This window comes from Sporosarcina sp. FSL K6-3508 (assembly GCF_038615825.1).
In the GTDB taxonomy this organism is placed as follows: domain Bacteria; phylum Bacillota; class Bacilli; order Bacillales_A; family Planococcaceae; genus Sporosarcina; species Sporosarcina newyorkensis.
This window is the reverse complement of the sequence record NZ_CP152016.1, coordinates 2,283,455-2,302,309: the sequence shown is the minus strand read 5'-3', so window position 1 is coordinate 2,302,309 and position 18,855 is coordinate 2,283,455. Positions and strand designations below refer to the sequence as shown.

The following is an 18,855-nucleotide window of genomic DNA, read 5'->3' as shown; positions in this document are numbered from 1 at the left end:
CCATTAAGCGAAAGCGGTTAGAAACAAGGCTATGGCATTAAATGTGCCGTGAATTATCATGCCTGGAAAAACGGATCCTGTCTTTTCATAGGTCCATGAGAAGAGGAGTCCAGAGACAAATGTGATAGGTAATACATTATAAGTAGGAATATGGACCAACATAAAGATGAAGGAACTCCCCATCATTCCCAAAGCTAGACCGTAACGGCTTCTAAACCAGCGATACAGAAAGCCACGGTAAAAAATTTCCTCATACACTGGAGAAATAATGCTGGCTGAAACAAATGCAATGAAGAATGTGAGTGGTGAAAGATGAGTTTGTACACTTTCCGTTTTACTGTTATCTACACCAATCCCGACAAATGACATTAAGAAAACCATTAGGATACTGCCAATGATCAACACAACAGTCCATCCAATAATCGATCCCCAATACGAACGAGAAAAACGATTTAATCCAACATCTCTCCATCCGAGCTGCTTTGGACGTAATGCCACTACATAAAGTCCCGTCATGAAAATAATAGACATGATTAAGCCAATGAGTATGCCGGAATATAAATCGTTTTGAAATAGGTCGGTTAGGTAGTTCATAAAAAGGTATTCGATGAAAAAGGGAATGAGCACTAACACAAGAAATAAAAGTTGAAACAATTCCTTTTTGCCCCAAGGCGAAGTTTTGAAAAATGAAAGCATAGTATTTCCTCCTCATACGGTGTTAATTTAAGTGTATGAGGTGACGCTACGTAACCTGCAAGAGATAGTTTCAATAAAAATAAAAAAGATGCTTTCCAAAATAGAAAGCATCAGCAGTTTAACTTTGTCATGCAGTACTTGTAGAAGTATTCTCATATGCGACGAGTGTCACACCTAATTCATTCTCCAAACGATTTAGTGCATGAAGTTCCTCTTCTCCCAACTTTGCAATTGGTGCTTCAATCTTTGCCATATACATCTTCCTTTCTGAATTTGTACATAAGGTGGCAGAATGAGGACAGATTATACAAACGAATATAAATTAGGGGGCAGCATCATGTACGACCCAACTGTTTTTGAAAACCTTAAAGTAGCATTCGAAAATCATGTCTATGATTTGGATAATCTAGAACGTTCGATTTCCATCTTGAACCGTACCGATCAGTTAGATTTAGCAGTCATGTCAAGAAAATACTCTATACAATTTTCATTAGTAAGCCATCACGCTGTGAGCGTGGAGATTGCGCTGAATTCATCGCTTCAAGAATTGGCGGATGAAATACTGGAAGCGAAAGGAACAGAACCAGGCTGCTTATTGTCTTTGCGCGTACTTATAAATGTGCAGGACATGGATACACAATGTGAGCAGGTCGAAAACATTATTCAGACGATCTGGGAAAATGATATCGAATATAGGCAGACGCTGAGTTTTCATTATGGACAGACAGAGCCTGGTTTTCTAAACACGGTAGAAATCGACTTTAAACCGAAATTGACGGAAGAGCATATGGGAGAGATTGGAGAGTTTTTGCAGCATGTGCTGGAGATGCTTGTTCGAATAAGTGAAATATAAAAACACAGCTGTCCTGAATGTAGAAAAATGCTTTTAGTGACAGCTGTTTCCCTTAGGAACAAGCGAGAAAATCAGGTGAATATACCAAAGTCCCATTGCACATATTCTCGCCGTCATGACAACTATCTAGAATGTACAAAAAGCATTTCTCCGACAAAAAAAGACGGTCTGAGAAGTCGGATAGAAATGACTACACGAACTGCCTTCTTATTCTATATGGTTCCATAAAAAAGACTCGATACCAGGATAGCTCTCATGTTCAATTATAAAGTGTAATTTATCATTATCTAAGAGTCGGTGTTTAACTATTTGACTCAGTGCCATAACTAAACATTTTTCGGCAGGTATTTCTTCAGATGATACATATACACCCGGTTCCAAAAGATGCAGCAAGTTCTCATTCTGTTCTTCTTCGACCAGTGGCAAGACGGCATTTTCAATAATACCTTCTTGAACAAGCAATTGAAGTGCTAGACTCAAGCAACTTTTCTGTGCCCGTAATGTTTTGTCATCGACTGTCCGAATTATCGGTGGCTCGGGTTCAGGCGGATTAAGCAAAACCTGCTCTAATGCCCAAATATAATCCGTACCATCTGGGCTGGGTCCGCTCGGGTCGCCAAACTGTGTCGCACAGCCACATTTCAAACAAATCGCGGTATAGTCCACAAAAAACACATCAATCCCTGGCTTTTCTACGTTTTTATACGTGTGATAGGGCAAAAACACATCATTTGCGCAAAAGCGGCAAATGAGCGGCTGGCCGAGAATCCAAACCCTGCTTGCATCGCAAATCAACTCGTCTACCATCACGTTTTCACCTCGATGTAAACAATATTCGTTTTTGTACCGTCTGTTTTCTCTTGCACAAGTTGAGTCGTACTGCAAACCTTGCACATCAAGGATTGCAAAGTCAGTTGCTCTCGATCTATCTTCTTTGGCAATTCCAAATCCAAATAGACTTCACGATGATGGAACATTTTACCATCGCACAATGTACAACATAGCTGTTTACCTAGAATTTCCACTTCGTAAATCCCGCGTCTTCTGACCAAACCCGCACCTCCCTCATTTTTTGAAACGGTTTCCTGTATTCGAATACACAACGGCGAAAACAACAAGCAGGACAAAGAGAGCAAGCCCTACTACAAATAAAATTTGCTGATTGAGCAATTCACTCAATGCAAACAAACCTATGCAAAAACTCAATCCATACATAATTTTTGACATGAATTTACATAATGAAAGTTCATCAATCATCGCTTTTTTCTCTTCAGGCATCGTATTATAACCCGAAAGAAGAAATGCACCTTTTCCTTGAGAGAGATAGAAAGCGAAGATCAAAAAGGCGATCATTAGTACAGTATCGATCATAGCTCCTGTCATGGCCGACCCTCATTTCCCAACATTTAATCCGATAGTTTAACAAGTAGATCACTTTTCTACATAAAGGAAAAAATGATAATAATAAAAAGATTCGCAGTGAAATGCGATATAGCACTGATCCAAATATTAGTTGTTTTGTGAAATACGATACCATACAACATACTATTAATGAAAATAAAGAACATATCGTAACTGATAACAGCAAAGTTACCTACAGTATAATGAGCGATGGAGAATAGGAAAGAAGTTAAAATTAAGGCGGGAAGGATGGGCAGCCGTGTGCTTAATTGCTTTTGGAAAAAACCGCGCCATGCAATTTCTTCGCCCAATGCTAAAATGGCCAGTTGAAGGATAAGTGCGAATAGCGTATCTAATGAAATCATGGTACCTGTTCTACCGATAAGATGTTCTATGAATTCGGGCAGGAATAGTGTTGCTAAAATAATACAAAATAGGTTCATGAGTAAGGGCGAAAAGATCCAGAACCATAGTGATTTGTTTTTGAAATTCGGTCCAATTGTTTTCAAGCTAAGACTAGTATCAGGAGAGGTAGTTTTATCTGCTACTCTACTGATAATAAAAAAAGTAATACCAAGAATAACAGATATACCGCCAATAGTTAATCCGAAAAAGTTGGCAAAGGAAACAATCACCATAGCAGACATGGCAACTAAATAAAAATCTTTAGTCTCGGACATAATCATTTAACTCCTTGCCTATAGAATGTTATAAATTTTTCTCATTGATTAACCCAACCACGGTCATAATAAGGATACGTTTTACTGTATTATAAGTTTCATTTATTGGTAGTAAATAACTCTATGCCTTCGTCTTGCTTTTAGAAACATTATGCACTAATAAAAAAGTAGCCGACTAAATGCATAGTGCTTTCACTACGAGTTAGTTGACTCCATTTTTTAAAAAATTCAACTTACCATAGATGAGATGAACTTTATAGTTAATTTTGAAGTCAAGGATGATAAAGAACGTCAAGCATGTCTTAGATTCACTAGGATTGAAGTTCTTTATCCTGGTATGAAAGTGATTGTAAAAGTTAAATGGGTTACAACACTTTTATTCGCTATATATTAAGATTTATATATAGCAAAGTAAAGGTCAATCATTCCATAATAGATAAAAGGTGGTGTTTTAATCATGTAAAGTGTGTAGAGTAAAGTAATTGATCTAATACTTTACCTGCGATGTTGCGGTATTTTTCTTTTTATAATATACAGTAGATTGTTTATTCTGGGACAATGAATTTCAATTGATCAGCGAGTTTTGGAGCAATTTGTAAAGATGGTAATCGGTAAATTCTTCACCTTTGCAGTTCCCTGCCAATTCCAATTAATTGCGTATTTATTGTTCAGGTTGTATGACCTCCATTTATTAGTTAATTATATTGGGTGAGTTTGATGATGGGCATGGCGCGGCTGTATGGCTATATCAATCTGGAGTCTTGCTAAGAGGAATTCATCAATTGATTCTAACCCATTTGCATTCAGATCCTATCGTTTGCATACCTGACGTGCTGTTTATGGCTACCGTATCGATTATAAGGTGTACTTATGACAACAATTTAATAGTACATGCTAAGGGGGCAGATATCATTATTCACGAAGTTGGTGTCGTTCCCCCGGATAAACTAGAATCATTGAAAGAATTACAACTTATTATGTCTAAGCGATACTTTCCCGGAAGATGTAGGAAAAGTATTAACCTAAACAAAGCTGAAGTTGGCCGTAAACACACACCTTGTTCTGCTTGGTGGTTTTAATTTAGAAAATGCTGAACTAATAGGAAGAAAGAAATAGACATACTCAGGTGGGATTGTTGAGGGTAAAGACGTTATATCAATTAATATAGGGGATGAAAAAATGGAAGTTGATTAATTCAACGAAATTAATTGAACGAATCATTAAGCCTATGCATGAAATAAAGTTCCCCAAGTATAAATCAAGATTTAGAGAAAGACCAGGAATTAAACATTTCATCTATGTTAGGGAGTGTTGGGTATCAATACAACAGAAAAAAATAACGTAATACGGATTGCTTACGGTACAAATGAAAACCAGTTTGGGGATTTACGAATTCCAGATGGAAAAGGTCCGTTTCCAGTAGCGATGATTATTCACGGTGGTTTCTGGAGAGAAAGGTTTGATCTAGAGCAAATGAATAAAATGGCCGAAGCATTCACTGCGAAGGGCATCGCGACTTGGAATGTAGAATATCGACGAGTTGGCCAGGAAGGAGGAGGCTGGCCGGGGACATTTTTAGACAACGCGGCAGCAGTCGATCATATTCGGGTTCTTACAAAATCGTATCCGCTTGACGTGAATCGAGTGATTACGATCGGCCATTCGGCAGGAGGCCATCTTGCTCTATGGCTGGCAGCTAGACATAAACTTTCCGCAAATAGTATGTTACAAACATCTGAACATCCTTTGCCTTTAAAAGGAGTCATCAGTCTTGCAGGAGCGAACGATTTGGAGATGATGCATGATATTCATCAATGGACAGAGACGTTGTTCGGCATTGTCGATAATCCGACTCGTGACTTATTAGGCGGGAAGCCGAATGAACAGGCAAATCGGTACAAGGAAGGATCGCCATATGAGCTTTTGCCGATTGGAATACCACTCGTTCTCATTCATGGAAGCCTAGATGTCAATGTCCCCATAGGTTTAAGTGAACACTTTGAGAAGGAGGCCATCAAGGAAGGGGATTCGATTACTCTGAAAATCATTCCGACGGCAGAGCATTTCAAATTAATTCTACCAGAGACAGAATCATGGTTAGTTTTATTAGAATCAGCTAATACATTATTAGGAAATAAACATTAGAAAGGTTATGAGATTTTTTACTCATAACCTTTTTTTGGAGAATACTTGATGTAAGGATAAAAGATAATCCACATTGTAATCGAAATTTGTATTTAATGTTCGGATTTCTTTAAGTCGCTGTCTATCTTTGATTTCAAGTACATCGCCGACTACATCAATAATTCCTTCTTTTCGCCACTTATTGATGACCTGATTGACACTTTTTCGAGAAATTCCAAGGAATTCGGCAAAGTTAGTCTGTGTAAACGGGATCACTTCTCCGATTTCACTGTCTAACTTTATTGTAAAATGAGCTATTTTTTGTTCAATGTTGCCATTCATGAAAGTAACAATTTCTGCCATGGTTCGGAGTTTGAACAGAAGAGCTTTTGTAAAAACGAGTCTAGCCTCTGGAAATGCATCGCATACTTCATTATAGGCAAGGTCGGAAAAATAATACACTACAGAGGAGCGCACTGCTCTTGCGTTGGTGATATAGGGTTCATGAAATATGCCTGGTTCGCCGAATAGCATGCCTTCCGTGATATAGTTTATTACGTGTTCGTTACCATCGGTAGAAATGATTGAATTCATGATTAATCCATTATTTAAATAATAGAACCCTTTCCCTTCCTCATGCTGTTGATAGACAAAGACCCCCTGATCAAGATCCAACTGTTGACCAAAATCGAGGTATGGTTGCCAAGAATAACGTAGTTGCACTAGACCTTTTCTCTCCCTTATTAATAGAGTCCTTCAGCGTATTTTTTTAGAACGGTTGGATTTTTGATGGAAAAGGACTTTCCTGTGTTTTCAATATATCCATTTTCACTCCACTCTTTGAAGATCTTATAAATTGTAATTCGTGTAAGCCCCGTGCTGCTGGCTATATCTTTTTGAAGTAAAGGGATATCATACTGGCTAAATTCATCATAAATATTTAAAAGCAGTATTGCTAATTTTTGTTCTGCCGGTAACCTTTCTGCATTAATTTTTGAGGCAAACGTATTCATCTCGTTAATGACCGATTGCAGAAAGAGTTGATTTATTGTAGGTTTCTGAAGCATTATTTCTTCAATTGTATTATAGGGGAAAAAGTAGAGAACCGAATCCTCAATAGTCTTTGCCGTCGTATAATGGACAAGTTGATCCATGGCTTGTATACCTACTAACTGGGTAGGCAAGACTATTTTGAGCAGTAAGTCACTACGACCCGCAGTCGTTGTCATAACTTTAACCAACCCTTTTTTAAGATAGTAAAAACCATCACCAATTTCCCCCTGTTTATAAATTACGGAATTCTTTTCCAGAAACTGACGACTGCCATACTTTACGAACTCCTCCCAATTAATATTAAATTCATTAAGTAAAGTCATAGTTTTCAGCTCCTTTATATTAAATACAGGGAAAATTTAGTATGAAAAGATTCCAAAGCTATAATGAAATTTGAATAAATAACATTCGATCATTTTGGAATCTTCAGAAATATTTACTTATAAAAGTTAAGTGGGTTACACCGTTTTCACTCAATATATATTAAGATTAATATACGGTGATGGGAAAGTCAATTATCCATTCAATATGTAAAGGAGGGTGTTTCTAGCATTAAAAAGAGTGAAGAATAAAGTATAAGATGTTTCTGTAGATTTGTTTGAACATGCTTTCATTTGCATGCAACGGAAAAATAATAAAGGGGATGGCGACATGAATATTCAAGAAAAAAACACATTAAATTCGATTGAAATGAACGGTCAAGAGATTACATTCGATATACACGGTGATGCAGATGGACCGGTAATTTTATTATTATCGGGTTGGGCACAAGACCACCGTTTATTTAAGCATATTGTCGAGCCTTTAAGCAAACGGCACAAAGTACTTCGCATGAATTATCGCGGGCACACGGACCCATTAACATTCCCAGAAGATTTCGGTCCATCTGATCAAGCAGACGATATTATCGGGGTGCTAGATGCGCTGAATATTAAGCAAGTGATCCCAGTATCCACTTCTCACGGTGGTTGGGCAAACATGGAAATCACGGATCGACTTGGTATAGAGCGGATACCACAAACCATAGTCATTGACTGGATCATGATAGAAGCGACAGGGGAATTCGTGAAGAGTTTGCAGGATATCCGAAATCCCAATACATGGTTCCAAGCACGCCGTGATCTTTTCAATCATTGGATTGGTATTAGTGACAACAAAGATGTGAAAGATCATTTGGATATCGAAATGGCAAGCTGGGGATTTGACATGTGGGAGCGTTCCTGCCGACGGATTGAGGAAGCCTATAACTACTGGAGCTCTCCGCTAAAGCGAATGAAGGCCCTGGAAGAGAAGCGCCCAATTGTGCATATTTATTCTCAAGCTGCAGTAGAAGGTTATGAGGATATCCAGCAAAAATTCGCAGACGAAAATCCGTGGTTTGACTTTAAAGTCATCAAAGGGGATACTCACTTCCCTACATTGGAGTCTCCGGATGCAGTTGTTGATCGTATTAATGAATTTGTGGCTGCGCACTCATTAGTAAGTAAGTAATCGAGCTGATAGAAAAGGTATTATGTAAAAACACATAATACCTTGTAAATAAAAATGACGATAGAAAAAGCATACTATTGATATGATAGACATCAAAACTTTACTTAGACAGGAGGACGTTATCGTGGCAAAGAAAAAAGTGATTATAGCGGGAGCAGGATTGTCAGGTTTAACTTTTGCTACAGCACTTGCTCAACGTGGTTGGGATGTTCAAATCTTTGAAAGATCCTCAGAATTGAGAGAAGTTGGAGCTGGGCTGTATACATGGGAAAATGGGTTAAAAGTGTTGGAGTCCATTGATGTTTTTAATGAGGCATCACAAAATATAGAATTTATTACGAACCTCGATATGATTGATAATACGTACGGGCTGATGCATTCCACTAAATTCACGAATGAAAGCCGCTTTTGTGTAATTCCACGCCGAGATGTCTATAAAGCATTAGTAAATGCCTGCAAACGTGCAGGAGTAAAGATCGAAACAAACGCTGAAACCGTATCAGTCGATCCTTCTGGAGTCATTCAATTACGAGATGGAAGAAAATATAAGGCAGATTTAATTATTGGTGCTGATGGAGTTCATTCTAACGTTCGTAATTCACTGAATATTGGAAGAAAGGAAGTCATAGGCAATGGGGCATGGCGTGCTTTGATTCCAAGAATTGATGAAGATAAAAAGGGGATTGCAGAAGAACATTGGAATGACTACCGCCGAATTGGAATCGCACCATCAACAGACAAATATCGTTATGTATACTTAACCGGGATGACTTCGGATAAAGAAGCACTTTCGGAGCCGTTTAACAAAGAGGCATGGTTATCCTCTTTCCCTCATCTGGAATCCGTCCTGGAGAGGATCGATGATTGCAGACTGGACAAAAACTTTTATTATATTTATTTGAATTCATGGAAAAGAGGAAGAGTCGCTTTGCTTGGGGATGCTGCCCACGGAATGGAACCGAATCTCGGACAGGGGGCCGGAGTCAGTATTACGAGTGCGTTAGAGCTTGCGATACAATTGGAACGGTATGATATTGAAGATGCTCTTGATAGCTGGGAGAAGATAATGAAGCCTGCGGCGGACACAACTCAAATGTTTTCTAGAATCTATGGCGCAGCCGCATCCAATTGGCCAAAAGAGTTATTAGGAATTCGCCCCGAAATTGTAAGCAAATCAATGGGATCTGACAATATTGATTTAATGATGAGCACGGCAGCGAGATATGTCACCGGTTTAAATGCGTCGGTATTCATTTAAAAAAGTGTTGGGTAGAAACGCTATCTGCCAAGGATATGGAAACTTAGAAGGACGCAAGTCGACTAGTCATTCAGAAACATAAGTTTGAAATGGCTCTTACATCTTAGGCTAGTTATGTTGATTACTTAAAGGTTTTGTAAGCGCATTCACAGAATGGATAAAACACAAAAAATACCTTGCAAAATGAATGCCTCAAATAAAGGTATGAAGGTATATCTACTTGGACGGATTTAAAGAGCTATGAAAGCTGATTCATCAATCTTTCACCATATTACTCCGATATTGTCATTGATTTCATTAGTATTTTTTGGGAAAAGGAGGAATTTTGTATGAATAATAATCTGGAGATCCAGAACACTGGAGATAGAAAAAAGCTACTTTTAGGAATTATCATTATGCTGATTGCTGCTACCCTTTTTGGTACATTAGGAACTTTGACAAACCTTGCCGTCCAGGCAGGACTAAGTCCTGTTGCGTTTGCAATGTGGCGTGAATTACTTGGAACCATTTCCTTAATCATTTTACTCGCATTCGGTTTAGGAAAAACAACCAAGGAAGATCGGATATCTTTATCGAAAATCCCTAGAAATCAAATCCGTAACCTGGTGATTGCGTCTCTTGCTTTTTCAGCCTATAGCTTGGCCATGTTCTATGCTTTTGTTGAATTGTCCGTAGCTCTAGCGATGCTATTATTCTATACCTTTCCAGCAATTGTTACAATACTTTGTGCAATTACCGGTGTAGAACGATTAAACTCACCCAAAGTGATTGCGTTGATCCTCTCCCTGATTGGTGGTGCTTTAGCTGTTTTTGGGCAGTTGCTTGGACAAAGCGTCCAAATAAGTACCCTTGGAATTGTCCTTGCACTTGGCGCTGCGCTAGGCATGTCTGTATTTTATATGATTGGTAGGAGCGGCTACCAAAGTTTACCACCCACTTATGCTACAACGTTCTTCTTAGCAGCCGGGACTATTGTATTTGCCATTTGCGGAGTAGTCTTTGGAGAGGGTGCTACATTGATTGCGCCATTTGTCGATTCGTCTGCATACGTGTGGTTTATTCTCGTATTTGCCGGGTTAGCCGGAGCTGCAATTCCAACGATGTTAATGATAACGAGTATTCGGATGATTGGGGCTTCACGAGCTTCAACCATGCAAATATTTGAACCGGTCGTTGCCGCAGTTTTTGCAGCTATCTTTCTTGGGCAACAGATCTATTCCATTCAAATTGTTGGTGGAATTTTGATTATTTGCGCTGCATATATCCTTCAGCGTAAAACGAAAGAATCGAGCGTTGAGCCATTATCAGTTCCCGCCATTGGTATTCAGAAAGTTGAATGAAATTTAATTCCAATGTCATTATGATTACCATTTCCCAATAGTAGAGTTGGCGATAAATTACCAAATGAAAAATAACTTAATGCATTAAGCGATTAACAGAGGAACGTCCAACCGGGGCGTTCTTTTTTGATTTCTGGCTAAGAAATATTTAGGGAGGAAGTTGAAAAGGGAAAGTAAATGTAGATTTATCTTCCGGACAGTATGTCCGTGTGGATATACTATTGCATCTGTTTCAGCTTTATGGCCACAAAAACAATAAATAAATTATTATATTTGAGAGAAATCATTGGAGGTCACATAATAAGCGGAAGAAAATTAGCGGAAATCAAGAAAATAATCAATACCATTAAATTCACAATATCTCTAGTTACGGTCAACCTTCATCTTCTAATGAAACCAAATGAGGCCGACTCCATCTTTAAGAGTCGACCTAGCTTTAAACAATCAAGAAGCGGTTTGTTCCTGATGATTATTATTTCTCTTAGCAGACATAGAAAGTGAAATCACCGCGCAAATAAACGCGATAATGACAATACTCCCACCAACTGCCGGCATACTCGTTACACTGCCTGTCTGACTGAAAACCATTCCGCCTACACCGGAGCCAAGCGCAATTCCGACTTGTAAAGCGGAATTGTTAAAGCTTTGATGAATATCCGATGAGACCGGATCACTTGTAATAATGTAATCCTGCTGTGCAGGTGCCAACGCCCAGCTGAGTGCGCCCCAAACCATCATAAACACAATGAAAAGCGGAATCGAGAATGTAGAATAGGGAAGTGCGAACAAACTGATCGCGAATGCTCCCAAAATGACCAAAATACTTTTCTTCGAGCCCAATCGTGAAGCGAGTCCTCCGCCAAAAGCACCGCCGCCAACTGCGGCGAGTCCAAACAAAAAGTAGAATACACTGATCCAATAAGGACTCAATTGCATTGTTGTCTCAAGGAACGGAGTGAAGTATGCATACACCGTATAATGTCCAGCAAGCATAAACATCGTTGCCAAATGTGCAAAGAAAATCTTTTTATTGGCAAGGGCTTTAATTTGAGCTGAAAGAGGCTGCACTTCACCAGTTGGGATGGTTTCCAAGAATTTTGCGATCAACAGAATCGAACCGATGGTCAAAATCGCAATCCCTAAAAATACAGAACGCCATCCAAACGCATTCGTGACCACGATTCCAATCGGCACACCGAGCACGAGCGATGAACTGATTCCCATATAAATATAACCAAGCGCTTTCGCCCGGTACTTAGGCTCCACTAGACGCGCCGTAATCGTCAACGAAAGCACAATGACTAGCGCCGCACTCGCGGCCGTCAAAACACGTGCTGCCATCATCAAACCGAATGAAGGGCTGAAATACGTCAGGACATTTCCAATGAAGAAAACTCCGAGCCCAATCAAGTACAATTTTTTGCGTTCCACTTTCGCCGTCAGTGACAGCAACACAGGACCTGCGATAGCATACACAAGAGCGAAAACTGTAATTAATTGTCCCGCTGTCGCGATCGAAACATTCAAATCGTCCGCAACGACAGGCAAAATCCCGCCTACAACGAGCTCCACCAGACCCACTGTAATGGCAGACACTGCTAATAAAAATACTCTGAAATCCACTATAATACCTCCCGCTTAAGTTGCAAACATTCTATGTTGAATAGAAAAATCCCGATTACAAAAATAACTTTTGTAATCAGGAGATTGACGGTTCCTGGTAGAGACCCCCGAACCATATTATCGGGGTTATACATGTTGATTCCCATAATGAAATTTTCTATTGATCAATTTATCATGGATTTGGGGAGTTGGCAAGGCTGGGGACCCCATTTGTGAAAAGTAAACGATATGAAGATTCTGTATAATATAGGTAATGAGATGTAGCTGAGCGGAGATTGATGAAATATGTATTCTCAAAATCCGCATGATGAGTTTTTCAGAGTAACATTATCGCATGTAGGAATAGCGAAAGACCTTCTATATAGTTATTTGCCCCATACTGTGATGGGAGCAATAGACTTGAACACTTTAGAACTGCAAAAAGATAGTTTCATTAATCATGATTTATACAGGTGCTTAGGAGGGATAAGCATGTCAATATTTATAGAACCCTTTTTCACTTTCTTGAAAACACCAATATTTTGGATTTTAATTTTCCTAATGATTCTTAGTGTATGGTCTAATCGCCAAATGCCAAAGTGGCGGGGTAGTTGGGGAGAGCGACAGGTAAATCGATTGCTAACCCAATTAGGTCCTGAGTATAAAGTGTGGCATGATGTGTATGTTTGGAATAAAGAATATGGTATGACACAGATCGATCATCTGGTCGTATCTCCATATGGCTTGCATGTCATTGAGACAAAACACTATAGCGGCTGGATTTTTGGGTCCGAACGTCAAAAGTATTGGACACAAGTAATCTATAAGAAGAAACAGAGAATGTATAATCCCATTCGACAGAATTATGGACATGTCCAAGCGATTAAAAACTATTTGCGAGACAATGAATTGAATACATATTCTATTATTGCTTTTTCGCCCAGTGTTGAATTCAAATTCAAAGAGCCTTTTAAGACGGCGAAAGTTGTTCATTTTAATGAGCTCATAACTGTCATTAAGGAACAGAGTATACCTGTCGTCAACGCAGAGAAATTGCAGAAAATACAACTAGAAATAGATCGATTGGTACTAGCTGATCCTAAAGAAAAAAGACGGATTCAAAAAGAGCATGTTAAACAGGTAGCAGGAAAACAGCGAGAGAGTGGAAAAAATGTAAGAGTAGCTGCGGAATCTTCAGCTATTGAACCAGAAAGCAAAAAGGGAATATGCCCGCGTTGTAATGGACATCTAGTAGTTCGCAACGGGAAAAACGGTTCATTCATTGGTTGTAATCAATTTCCAAAATGTCGCTATACAACAGAAGTGATTTTGTGAAAAGTATAAAGTTGTTGCTAAGTCTAAGTACAAGTATTTAAAGACAAAACCGAATTACAAGAGTATGTGATTGCACCTGCTGAAATTGGATACTCATCAAGGCATTTACTGATAGTAATAATACTGCATGGATATCCTCCCATTTTCCAAATGATCTATCATCTCATGTTATGGAGGGGAGGGATATAGTTTATCTGTGTTCTTTAATGGGTTGAATCGTTATACGATGAAGGTAACAGTTGCTTGCATAGGTACCCGATTCAAAACTCTTTTCAGTTGTCAAGCGAGACGTTATCAAGTATAATTCCCTGATAAACTGTGCTACTAAATGGACGATAAAGGATGGATATATATGACATTTGAAGAAGTGTTGCCGCGTTTAAAGACTGGCGAGAAAGTGATTCGCAGCGGTTGGGGCGGAGCTGAGTTGTATGTAAAGCTAGTAGGAGAAAGTGAGCATGATGGAAAGAAGTTGAATCCTTATTTCTTGATTAATGTGACAGGTGAGGGTTACACCATGTTTACTCCTACAGTTTGTGATTTGTTAGCGGAAGATTGGATTATTGTAAAATAAGACGGATGAATCAAAGCTCATGAGCAATCATGGGCTTTTTTAATAGGAGGAAGTTATGAAATTTGAAGAATATGTGGGGAAGACAGTTGTTGTAACAGGTGCTGCATCGGGAATTGGAAAGGCACAATCGCTTGCGTTTTTGGAGAATGGAGCGAATGTATTTGCGTTGGATATAAATGAGGACGAGCTTCTGAATATGAAGCGGGCATACCCTGTACAGTTTGCGTATTCAATTGGTAGTATAAGTTCAAATGAAGACGTGACGCATACCGTTGCGGAGGCACTTGCGACATTTGGTCAAATTGATATTTTATTGAATACGGCTGGGCTTCTGGATGGCTTTGCTAAAACGCTTGATACGGATGAAGTGCTTTGGGATCGGATTATGGATACGAATGTTAAAGGGACATATTTTATGACCAATGCTGTTTTACCTCATATGATCGCTCGGAAATCGGGTGTTATTGTCAATATGGCATCTATCGCGGGGCTTGTTGGAGGCGGTGGTGGTGCGGCGTATACAGCTTCAAAACATGCGATTGTAGGTTATACAAAACAGGTGGACTTGGATTATTGCCGTGAAGGAATCCGTGTCAATGCAATTGCGCCGGGAGCGATTCAGTCGCCGATGAACAAAGCGGATTTTGAGGGCAAGGGCGAAATGGCGAAGTGGGTGGCAGAGGAGACACCGGCTGGACGCTGGGCGCAACCAAGTGAAGTCGCTGACCTAACGCTATATTTAGCCAGTCAAACTGCTGACTATATTCATGGTACCGTCATTCCGATTGACGGAGGATGGACAGCCAAATAATTCTTTTTTCATATATGACTTTCTGCTATACTATGCATGCAAGCAAATTCTGCTTGCACTGCGGCACTTTTGATTGAGCGAAAGGCTCATTCTTCCTTTGGCCGTAGTTATTACTGGAATAGCATATGCTATTTCACAAAGGAGAAAATAAAATGAGTATGTCTTTTGTAAAAGATTCACAAAAGAGTGCAGTGAGTGAGCTGACGAAAACAGCGCTTGTTGCGGCTTTATATGTGACAGTTACGGTAATGTTTTCAGTCATTAGTTTTGGAGCAGTTCAGCTGCGTCTATCAGAGATGTTCAACTATCTTGCATTGTACAATAAACGTTATGTGGTAGCTGTAACGTTAGGTGTGATGTTCGCGAACTTTATGTCGCCGACTTGGCTGTTGGATGTTCCAGTGGGTACTATAGCTACATTCCTTGCGTTACTTCTTTGCCGGGTAGTGACGAAGAATATTCAGAATGATATTGTGAAAATGGCGATTACTGCCATTATCTTCGCATTGTCGATGTTTACAATCGCTGGTCAATTGACAATTATTCTAGGTCTGCCGTTTTGGGCGACTTGGGTTACAGTTGGAATCGGTGAATTATTGTCTATGACAGTTGGCGGAATGATTATATATACGTTGAATAAAAAAATAGACTTATCTAAATAAAAAAGGCACATTCGCTAGTTGCGAGTGTGCTTTTTTGCGTTTAACTAAACGAATGCTCAGGCTTGAGACTCTAGCTCACTATCAAAGATTTCAAAGGGTTTTCTGTTAATTGAATCATTTACAAATCAAACGGTTTTTACCGTACAAAAAGATTATACCGTAAAAAGTATTGTAAACACTATCAGAAATCTGTTAACATAATGGAGTGTCAAAAAATAAATTGAAATGAATCTTAGGCGTTTCACCCGTAACTTCAAGAAAGTGAGAGGAAATATGATAGAACTTCGAAAAGTGAATAAAGTTTATGAGGACGGTACTCATGTATTGAAAGACATCGATCTCCTGTTTGAAAGCGGTAAAATTAATGTTTTGATCGGACCAAGTGGATGCGGAAAAACGACCACAATGCGACTGCTGAATCGGTTGACCGAGCATACAGGCGGCGAGATTTTCATTGATGAGAAGAATATTGGGGATTTCAATCCGATTGAGTTACGTCGCCATATGGGGTATGTAATTCAAAGTATTGGGCTGTTTCCGCATATGACGATCTACGATAATGTGGCAACAGTGCCGCGCTTATTGAAATGGGATAAGTCTAAAATCGACAAGCGTGTGAATGAACTGCTGGAGCTGGTTAATTTAAACCCTGAGCAATATAAAAAACGATACCCGTCAGAATTGAGTGGCGGACAACAGCAACGGATCGGTGTGGCTAGAGCGCTGGCAGCTGAACCGGCAACGATCCTGATGGATGAACCGTTCAGTGCGTTGGATCCGATCAGTCGAGATCAGCTGCAAAATGAATTGGTTCGTCTGCAAGAGGACATTCAGAAAACGATTATCTTTGTAACACATGATATGGACGAAGCGTTGAAAATTGCCGATCAGATTATTTTGATGAAAGATGGAAGGGTGGTCCAAAAAGGAACACCGCGTGAAATATTGACGAATCCAGCGAATGATTTTGTCAGAGAGTTTATCGGGGAGGAACGATTGAAAACTGCAGAACCATTGCCTTCATTAAGTAATTTCATCGATCCTACGATACAAGCAATCCACTTATCCGAATCCAAAGAATCGGTAATTAAGAAATTGATGGAACAACAATGTTTTACATACCCGCTAGTCGATGAGACTAATCAATTCCTTGGACAGCTTTCATTGCAAAAGATTATGAATGAGTCATCTGTTCATTTAGAGGATTTTGTCGATCCATCTGTGCAAGCGTTAACAACTGATCAAGATATTGAGGATGTTTTAGAATACTTAGAAAAACATAAGCATCACAGTCTACCAGTTGTTGACAACGAGAATATGTTCGTAGGAATGATCGACATGAAGGAACTGTTTCGATCGGTTCGTTCTGTCTATGGGAAACGTGGTGGAAATTAAATGGAGTTTATACGAAACTATTTTGAATTTTGGAGGGATCGATATCCGTCCATTTTGGAATATGCAGTACAACATTTGATTATGTCTGCCCTTAGTTTGGTAATCGGAATACTTGTGACGATTCCCCTTGCTATATTATTAACTCGTTTGAAACGTAACTTTCTAAAAAGCCTCGTTTTTAACATCGCAAACGTATTTCAGACAGTTCCTACCATTGCAATGTTAGCGCTGATGATTCCTATCCTCGGGATCGGTATGAAGCCGGCGGTTACAGCAATGTTTTTATACTCACTCCTGCCTTTACTTCGAAACACCTATGCAGGTATCCAGTCTATCGATTCAGGTATTGTAGATGCAGCAAAAGGAATGGGCTATAACTCTTTTCAAAGTTTGATTAAAGTCGAACTTCCTTTAGCGATGCCTTATATTATGTCGGGGATTCGCGTGACTTCTGTGTACATCATTAGCTGGGTCACGATGGCTGCAGTGATAGGAGCTGGGGGGCTGGGAGGTTTGATCATTTCCGGCATTGGATTTAATGATAAAAACTTGATTTTCACGGGTACGCTTCTGGCGATTGTGTTGGCAGTAGCAACAGATTTGCTTTTTGCACGTTTTGAAAAATCAAGAAATCGAACTAGGAGGAAGACAATCTAATGAAGAAACTTACATTATTATGTACATCCTTATTGCTGTTAGTGGTTTTAACAGCGTGTGGTGGGAAAGATAAAGAAACGGCTGCTGGTGGAACTTTTTTTGAAATGGGGACACAAGATTACACCGACCCTAAAATTATCGCATATATGGTGAAAGAGCTTGTAGAAGACCAAACAGACCACGAAGTGAATGTCACAGAAAATATCCAAGCGAGCCCATTAATTATCACTGCAATGGATAAAGGCGACTTTGATTTGGCGACTCTTTATTCCGGAGAAGTATATAACAATCATTTTGATGATGATCAAGTAGAATATACAACAGATCCTGACAAAACTCTTGAACAGGCTCAAAAGTTATTCGATGAAAAATTTAACTTGAAATGGTTTGACTCGCTAGGCTTTGAAAATAAGTATACGATTGCCATTACTGAAGACTTGGCGAAAAAGAAAAACATCGAAACAATGACGGATCTTGGAAAGTATGCGAAAGATTTGACGATTGGTACGGACTCCGCTTGGATTGAACGCGGAGATGACGGATACCGTGCATTCCAGGAACACTACGACTATTCATTCAAGAAGGCGAATGGTTTGGAAATTTCTTTGATGTATGAAGGCTTGAAATTAGGGGAGTTGGATGCGATTACTGCGTATTCAGTGGATCCAGAAATTAAAGAATTAAACTTAAGAGTCTTGGAGGATGATAAAGGCTTCTTCCCTCCATCAACTGCTTCCCTAGTGGCAAGAGAAGATACGCTGAAAGATTATCCTGAATTAGAAGAAATTATAAATTCATTGACAGATCAAATTAATGAAGAAGAAATGACGCAAATGATTTATGAAGTAGATATTGAAAAGCAAGAACCGAAAGATGTAGCAAAAAAATTCTTAATTGAAAAAGGTCTGTTGAAATAAGGAGAA

General features: G+C 39.3%; 21 protein-coding genes and 1 riboswitch. Of the genes, 12 read left to right on the top strand and 9 right to left on the bottom strand.

The window, feature by feature from the left end; translation table 11 throughout:
* Positions 1–3: 3 nt before the first annotated feature.
* Positions 4–696, bottom strand: a complete 693-nt coding sequence (locus tag MKX97_RS11305) for a CPBP family intramembrane glutamic endopeptidase (RefSeq protein WP_342535987.1) — start codon at positions 694–696, stop codon at positions 4–6.
* A 127-nt stretch (positions 697–823) separates the two neighbouring features.
* Positions 824–949 (bottom strand): hypothetical protein, encoded by a 126-nt coding sequence (locus MKX97_RS11300; protein ID WP_281250670.1) that lies wholly within the window; start codon positions 947–949, stop codon positions 824–826.
* 39 nt (positions 950–988) lie between these two features.
* On the opposite strand from MKX97_RS11300, the gene MKX97_RS11295 reads away from it, so the two are divergent.
* Positions 989–1,549: a hypothetical protein gene (locus MKX97_RS11295; RefSeq protein ID WP_342535986.1), complete on the top strand. Its 561-nt coding sequence runs from the start codon at positions 989–991 to the stop codon at positions 1,547–1,549.
* A 207-nt stretch (positions 1,550–1,756) separates the two neighbouring features.
* Here MKX97_RS11295 and MKX97_RS11290 read toward each other — a convergent pair whose 3' ends face one another.
* Genes MKX97_RS11290 through MKX97_RS11275 form a run of 4 tightly spaced genes read right to left on the bottom strand, consistent with a single transcriptional unit; the run spans position 1,757 to position 3,630 of the window.
* The gene (locus MKX97_RS11290) at positions 1,757–2,356 is read right to left on the bottom strand and encodes a hypothetical protein (RefSeq protein WP_342535985.1); all 600 of its coding nucleotides are present in this window, start codon (positions 2,354–2,356) and stop codon (positions 1,757–1,759) included.
* On the bottom strand, positions 2,356–2,601 hold the full coding sequence (locus MKX97_RS11285; protein WP_342535984.1) for a hypothetical protein: 246 nt from the start codon (positions 2,599–2,601) through the stop codon (positions 2,356–2,358). The genes MKX97_RS11290 and MKX97_RS11285 overlap by 1 nt, the downstream gene beginning before the upstream one ends.
* 13 nt (positions 2,602–2,614) lie before the next feature.
* Complete coding sequence (locus MKX97_RS11280; protein WP_221838056.1) at positions 2,615–2,932, bottom strand: DUF3784 domain-containing protein; 318 nt, start codon at positions 2,930–2,932, stop codon at positions 2,615–2,617.
* A gap of 56 nt (positions 2,933–2,988) precedes the next feature.
* Positions 2,989–3,630 carry a CPBP family intramembrane glutamic endopeptidase gene (locus MKX97_RS11275; RefSeq protein WP_342535983.1) on the bottom strand — a complete coding sequence of 214 codons (642 nt, stop codon included), beginning with the start codon at positions 3,628–3,630 and terminating at the stop codon, positions 2,989–2,991.
* A gap of 1,311 nt (positions 3,631–4,941) precedes the next feature.
* Between MKX97_RS11275 and MKX97_RS11270 the strand changes: the two genes are divergently transcribed.
* On the top strand, positions 4,942–5,775 hold the full coding sequence (locus tag MKX97_RS11270; RefSeq protein WP_342535982.1) for an alpha/beta hydrolase: 834 nt from the start codon (positions 4,942–4,944) through the stop codon (positions 5,773–5,775).
* A gap of 21 nt (positions 5,776–5,796) precedes the next feature.
* On the opposite strand, the gene MKX97_RS11265 is transcribed toward MKX97_RS11270, so the two are convergent.
* A complete protein-coding gene (locus tag MKX97_RS11265) occupies positions 5,797–6,477 on the bottom strand; it encodes a Crp/Fnr family transcriptional regulator (protein WP_340759118.1) in 681 nt (226 codons plus the stop codon).
* A gap of 20 nt (positions 6,478–6,497) precedes the next feature.
* Positions 6,498–7,130: a Crp/Fnr family transcriptional regulator gene (locus MKX97_RS11260; RefSeq protein ID WP_221838059.1), complete on the bottom strand. Its 633-nt coding sequence runs from the start codon at positions 7,128–7,130 to the stop codon at positions 6,498–6,500.
* A 328-nt stretch (positions 7,131–7,458) separates the two neighbouring features.
* On the opposite strand from MKX97_RS11260, the gene MKX97_RS11255 reads away from it, so the two are divergent.
* The 3 genes from MKX97_RS11255 (at position 7,459) to MKX97_RS11245 (ending at position 10,896) form a co-directional block, all read left to right on the top strand.
* Complete coding sequence (locus MKX97_RS11255; protein WP_221838060.1) at positions 7,459–8,298, top strand: alpha/beta hydrolase; 840 nt, start codon at positions 7,459–7,461, stop codon at positions 8,296–8,298.
* Positions 8,299–8,422: 124 nt separating this feature from the next.
* Positions 8,423–9,556, top strand: coding sequence for an NAD(P)/FAD-dependent oxidoreductase (locus MKX97_RS11250; protein WP_340759117.1), 1,134 nt, complete (start codon positions 8,423–8,425; stop codon positions 9,554–9,556).
* 329 nt (positions 9,557–9,885) lie between these two features.
* Entirely contained in the window at positions 9,886–10,896 is a 1,011-nt protein-coding gene (locus MKX97_RS11245) for a DMT family transporter (protein WP_342535981.1), read from the top strand.
* Positions 10,897–11,340: 444 nt separating this feature from the next.
* On the opposite strand, the gene MKX97_RS11240 is transcribed toward MKX97_RS11245, so the two are convergent.
* Entirely contained in the window at positions 11,341–12,519 is a 1,179-nt protein-coding gene (locus MKX97_RS11240; RefSeq protein WP_340759115.1) for an MFS transporter, read from the bottom strand.
* Positions 12,520–12,572: 53 nt separating this feature from the next.
* Positions 12,573–12,673, bottom strand: a riboswitch (purine riboswitch).
* Positions 12,674–12,990: 317 nt separating this feature from the next.
* Between MKX97_RS11240 and MKX97_RS11235 the strand changes: the two genes are divergently transcribed.
* The 7 genes from MKX97_RS11235 to MKX97_RS11205 all read left to right on the top strand — a co-directional run bounded on the left by MKX97_RS11235 (position 12,991) and on the right by MKX97_RS11205 (position 18,849).
* A complete protein-coding gene (locus MKX97_RS11235) occupies positions 12,991–13,833 on the top strand; it encodes an NERD domain-containing protein (RefSeq protein WP_340759114.1) in 843 nt (280 codons plus the stop codon).
* 352 nt (positions 13,834–14,185) lie between these two features.
* Complete coding sequence (locus MKX97_RS11230; RefSeq protein WP_221838065.1) at positions 14,186–14,407, top strand: DUF2829 domain-containing protein; 222 nt, start codon at positions 14,186–14,188, stop codon at positions 14,405–14,407.
* Positions 14,408–14,462: 55 nt separating this feature from the next.
* On the top strand, positions 14,463–15,218 hold the full coding sequence (locus tag MKX97_RS11225; protein WP_342535980.1) for a 3-oxoacyl-ACP reductase: 756 nt from the start codon (positions 14,463–14,465) through the stop codon (positions 15,216–15,218).
* A 152-nt stretch (positions 15,219–15,370) separates the two neighbouring features.
* Positions 15,371–15,880 (top strand): QueT transporter family protein, encoded by a 510-nt coding sequence (locus MKX97_RS11220; RefSeq protein ID WP_221838067.1) that lies wholly within the window; start codon positions 15,371–15,373, stop codon positions 15,878–15,880.
* Between the two features lie 273 nt (positions 15,881–16,153).
* Entirely contained in the window at positions 16,154–17,275 is a 1,122-nt protein-coding gene (locus MKX97_RS11215; protein ID WP_342535979.1) for an ABC transporter ATP-binding protein, read from the top strand.
* Positions 17,276–17,932 (top strand): ABC transporter permease, encoded by a 657-nt coding sequence (locus MKX97_RS11210; RefSeq protein ID WP_221838070.1) that lies wholly within the window; start codon positions 17,276–17,278, stop codon positions 17,930–17,932.
* On the top strand, positions 17,932–18,849 hold the full coding sequence (locus MKX97_RS11205; protein ID WP_340759111.1) for a glycine betaine ABC transporter substrate-binding protein: 918 nt from the start codon (positions 17,932–17,934) through the stop codon (positions 18,847–18,849). Before MKX97_RS11210 ends, MKX97_RS11205 begins: the two co-directional genes overlap by 1 nt.
* The last annotated feature ends 6 nt before the right edge of the window (positions 18,850–18,855 follow it).

What these genes read in the sequence shown, in the direction of transcription:
- MKX97_RS11305 (WP_342535987.1), bottom strand. Translation starts at nt 696, where the DNA reads ATGCTTTCATTTTTCAAAACTTCGCCTTGGGGCAAAAAGGAATTGTTT.
- MKX97_RS11300 (WP_281250670.1), bottom strand. Translation starts at nt 949, where the DNA reads ATGGCAAAGATTGAAGCACCAATTGCAAAGTTGGGAGAAGAGGAACTT.
- MKX97_RS11295 (WP_342535986.1), top strand. Translation starts at nt 989, where the DNA reads ATGAGGACAGATTATACAAACGAATATAAATTAGGGGGCAGCATCATG.
- MKX97_RS11290 (WP_342535985.1), bottom strand. Translation starts at nt 2,356, where the DNA reads ATGGTAGACGAGTTGATTTGCGATGCAAGCAGGGTTTGGATTCTCGGC.
- MKX97_RS11280 (WP_221838056.1), bottom strand. Translation starts at nt 2,932, where the DNA reads ATGACAGGAGCTATGATCGATACTGTACTAATGATCGCCTTTTTGATC.
- MKX97_RS11275 (WP_342535983.1), bottom strand. Translation starts at nt 3,630, where the DNA reads ATGTCCGAGACTAAAGATTTTTATTTAGTTGCCATGTCTGCTATGGTG.
- MKX97_RS11260 (WP_221838059.1), bottom strand. Translation starts at nt 7,130, where the DNA reads ATGACTTTACTTAATGAATTTAATATTAATTGGGAGGAGTTCGTAAAG.
- MKX97_RS11255 (WP_221838060.1), top strand. Translation starts at nt 7,459, where the DNA reads ATGAATATTCAAGAAAAAAACACATTAAATTCGATTGAAATGAACGGT.
- MKX97_RS11245 (WP_342535981.1), top strand. Translation starts at nt 9,886, where the DNA reads ATGAATAATAATCTGGAGATCCAGAACACTGGAGATAGAAAAAAGCTA.
- MKX97_RS11235 (WP_340759114.1), top strand. Translation starts at nt 12,991, where the DNA reads ATGTCAATATTTATAGAACCCTTTTTCACTTTCTTGAAAACACCAATA.
- MKX97_RS11230 (WP_221838065.1), top strand. Translation starts at nt 14,186, where the DNA reads ATGACATTTGAAGAAGTGTTGCCGCGTTTAAAGACTGGCGAGAAAGTG.
- MKX97_RS11225 (WP_342535980.1), top strand. Translation starts at nt 14,463, where the DNA reads ATGAAATTTGAAGAATATGTGGGGAAGACAGTTGTTGTAACAGGTGCT.
- MKX97_RS11220 (WP_221838067.1), top strand. Translation starts at nt 15,371, where the DNA reads ATGAGTATGTCTTTTGTAAAAGATTCACAAAAGAGTGCAGTGAGTGAG.
- MKX97_RS11215 (WP_342535979.1), top strand. Translation starts at nt 16,154, where the DNA reads ATGATAGAACTTCGAAAAGTGAATAAAGTTTATGAGGACGGTACTCAT.
- MKX97_RS11210 (WP_221838070.1), top strand. Translation starts at nt 17,276, where the DNA reads ATGGAGTTTATACGAAACTATTTTGAATTTTGGAGGGATCGATATCCG.
- MKX97_RS11205 (WP_340759111.1), top strand. Translation starts at nt 17,932, where the DNA reads ATGAAGAAACTTACATTATTATGTACATCCTTATTGCTGTTAGTGGTT.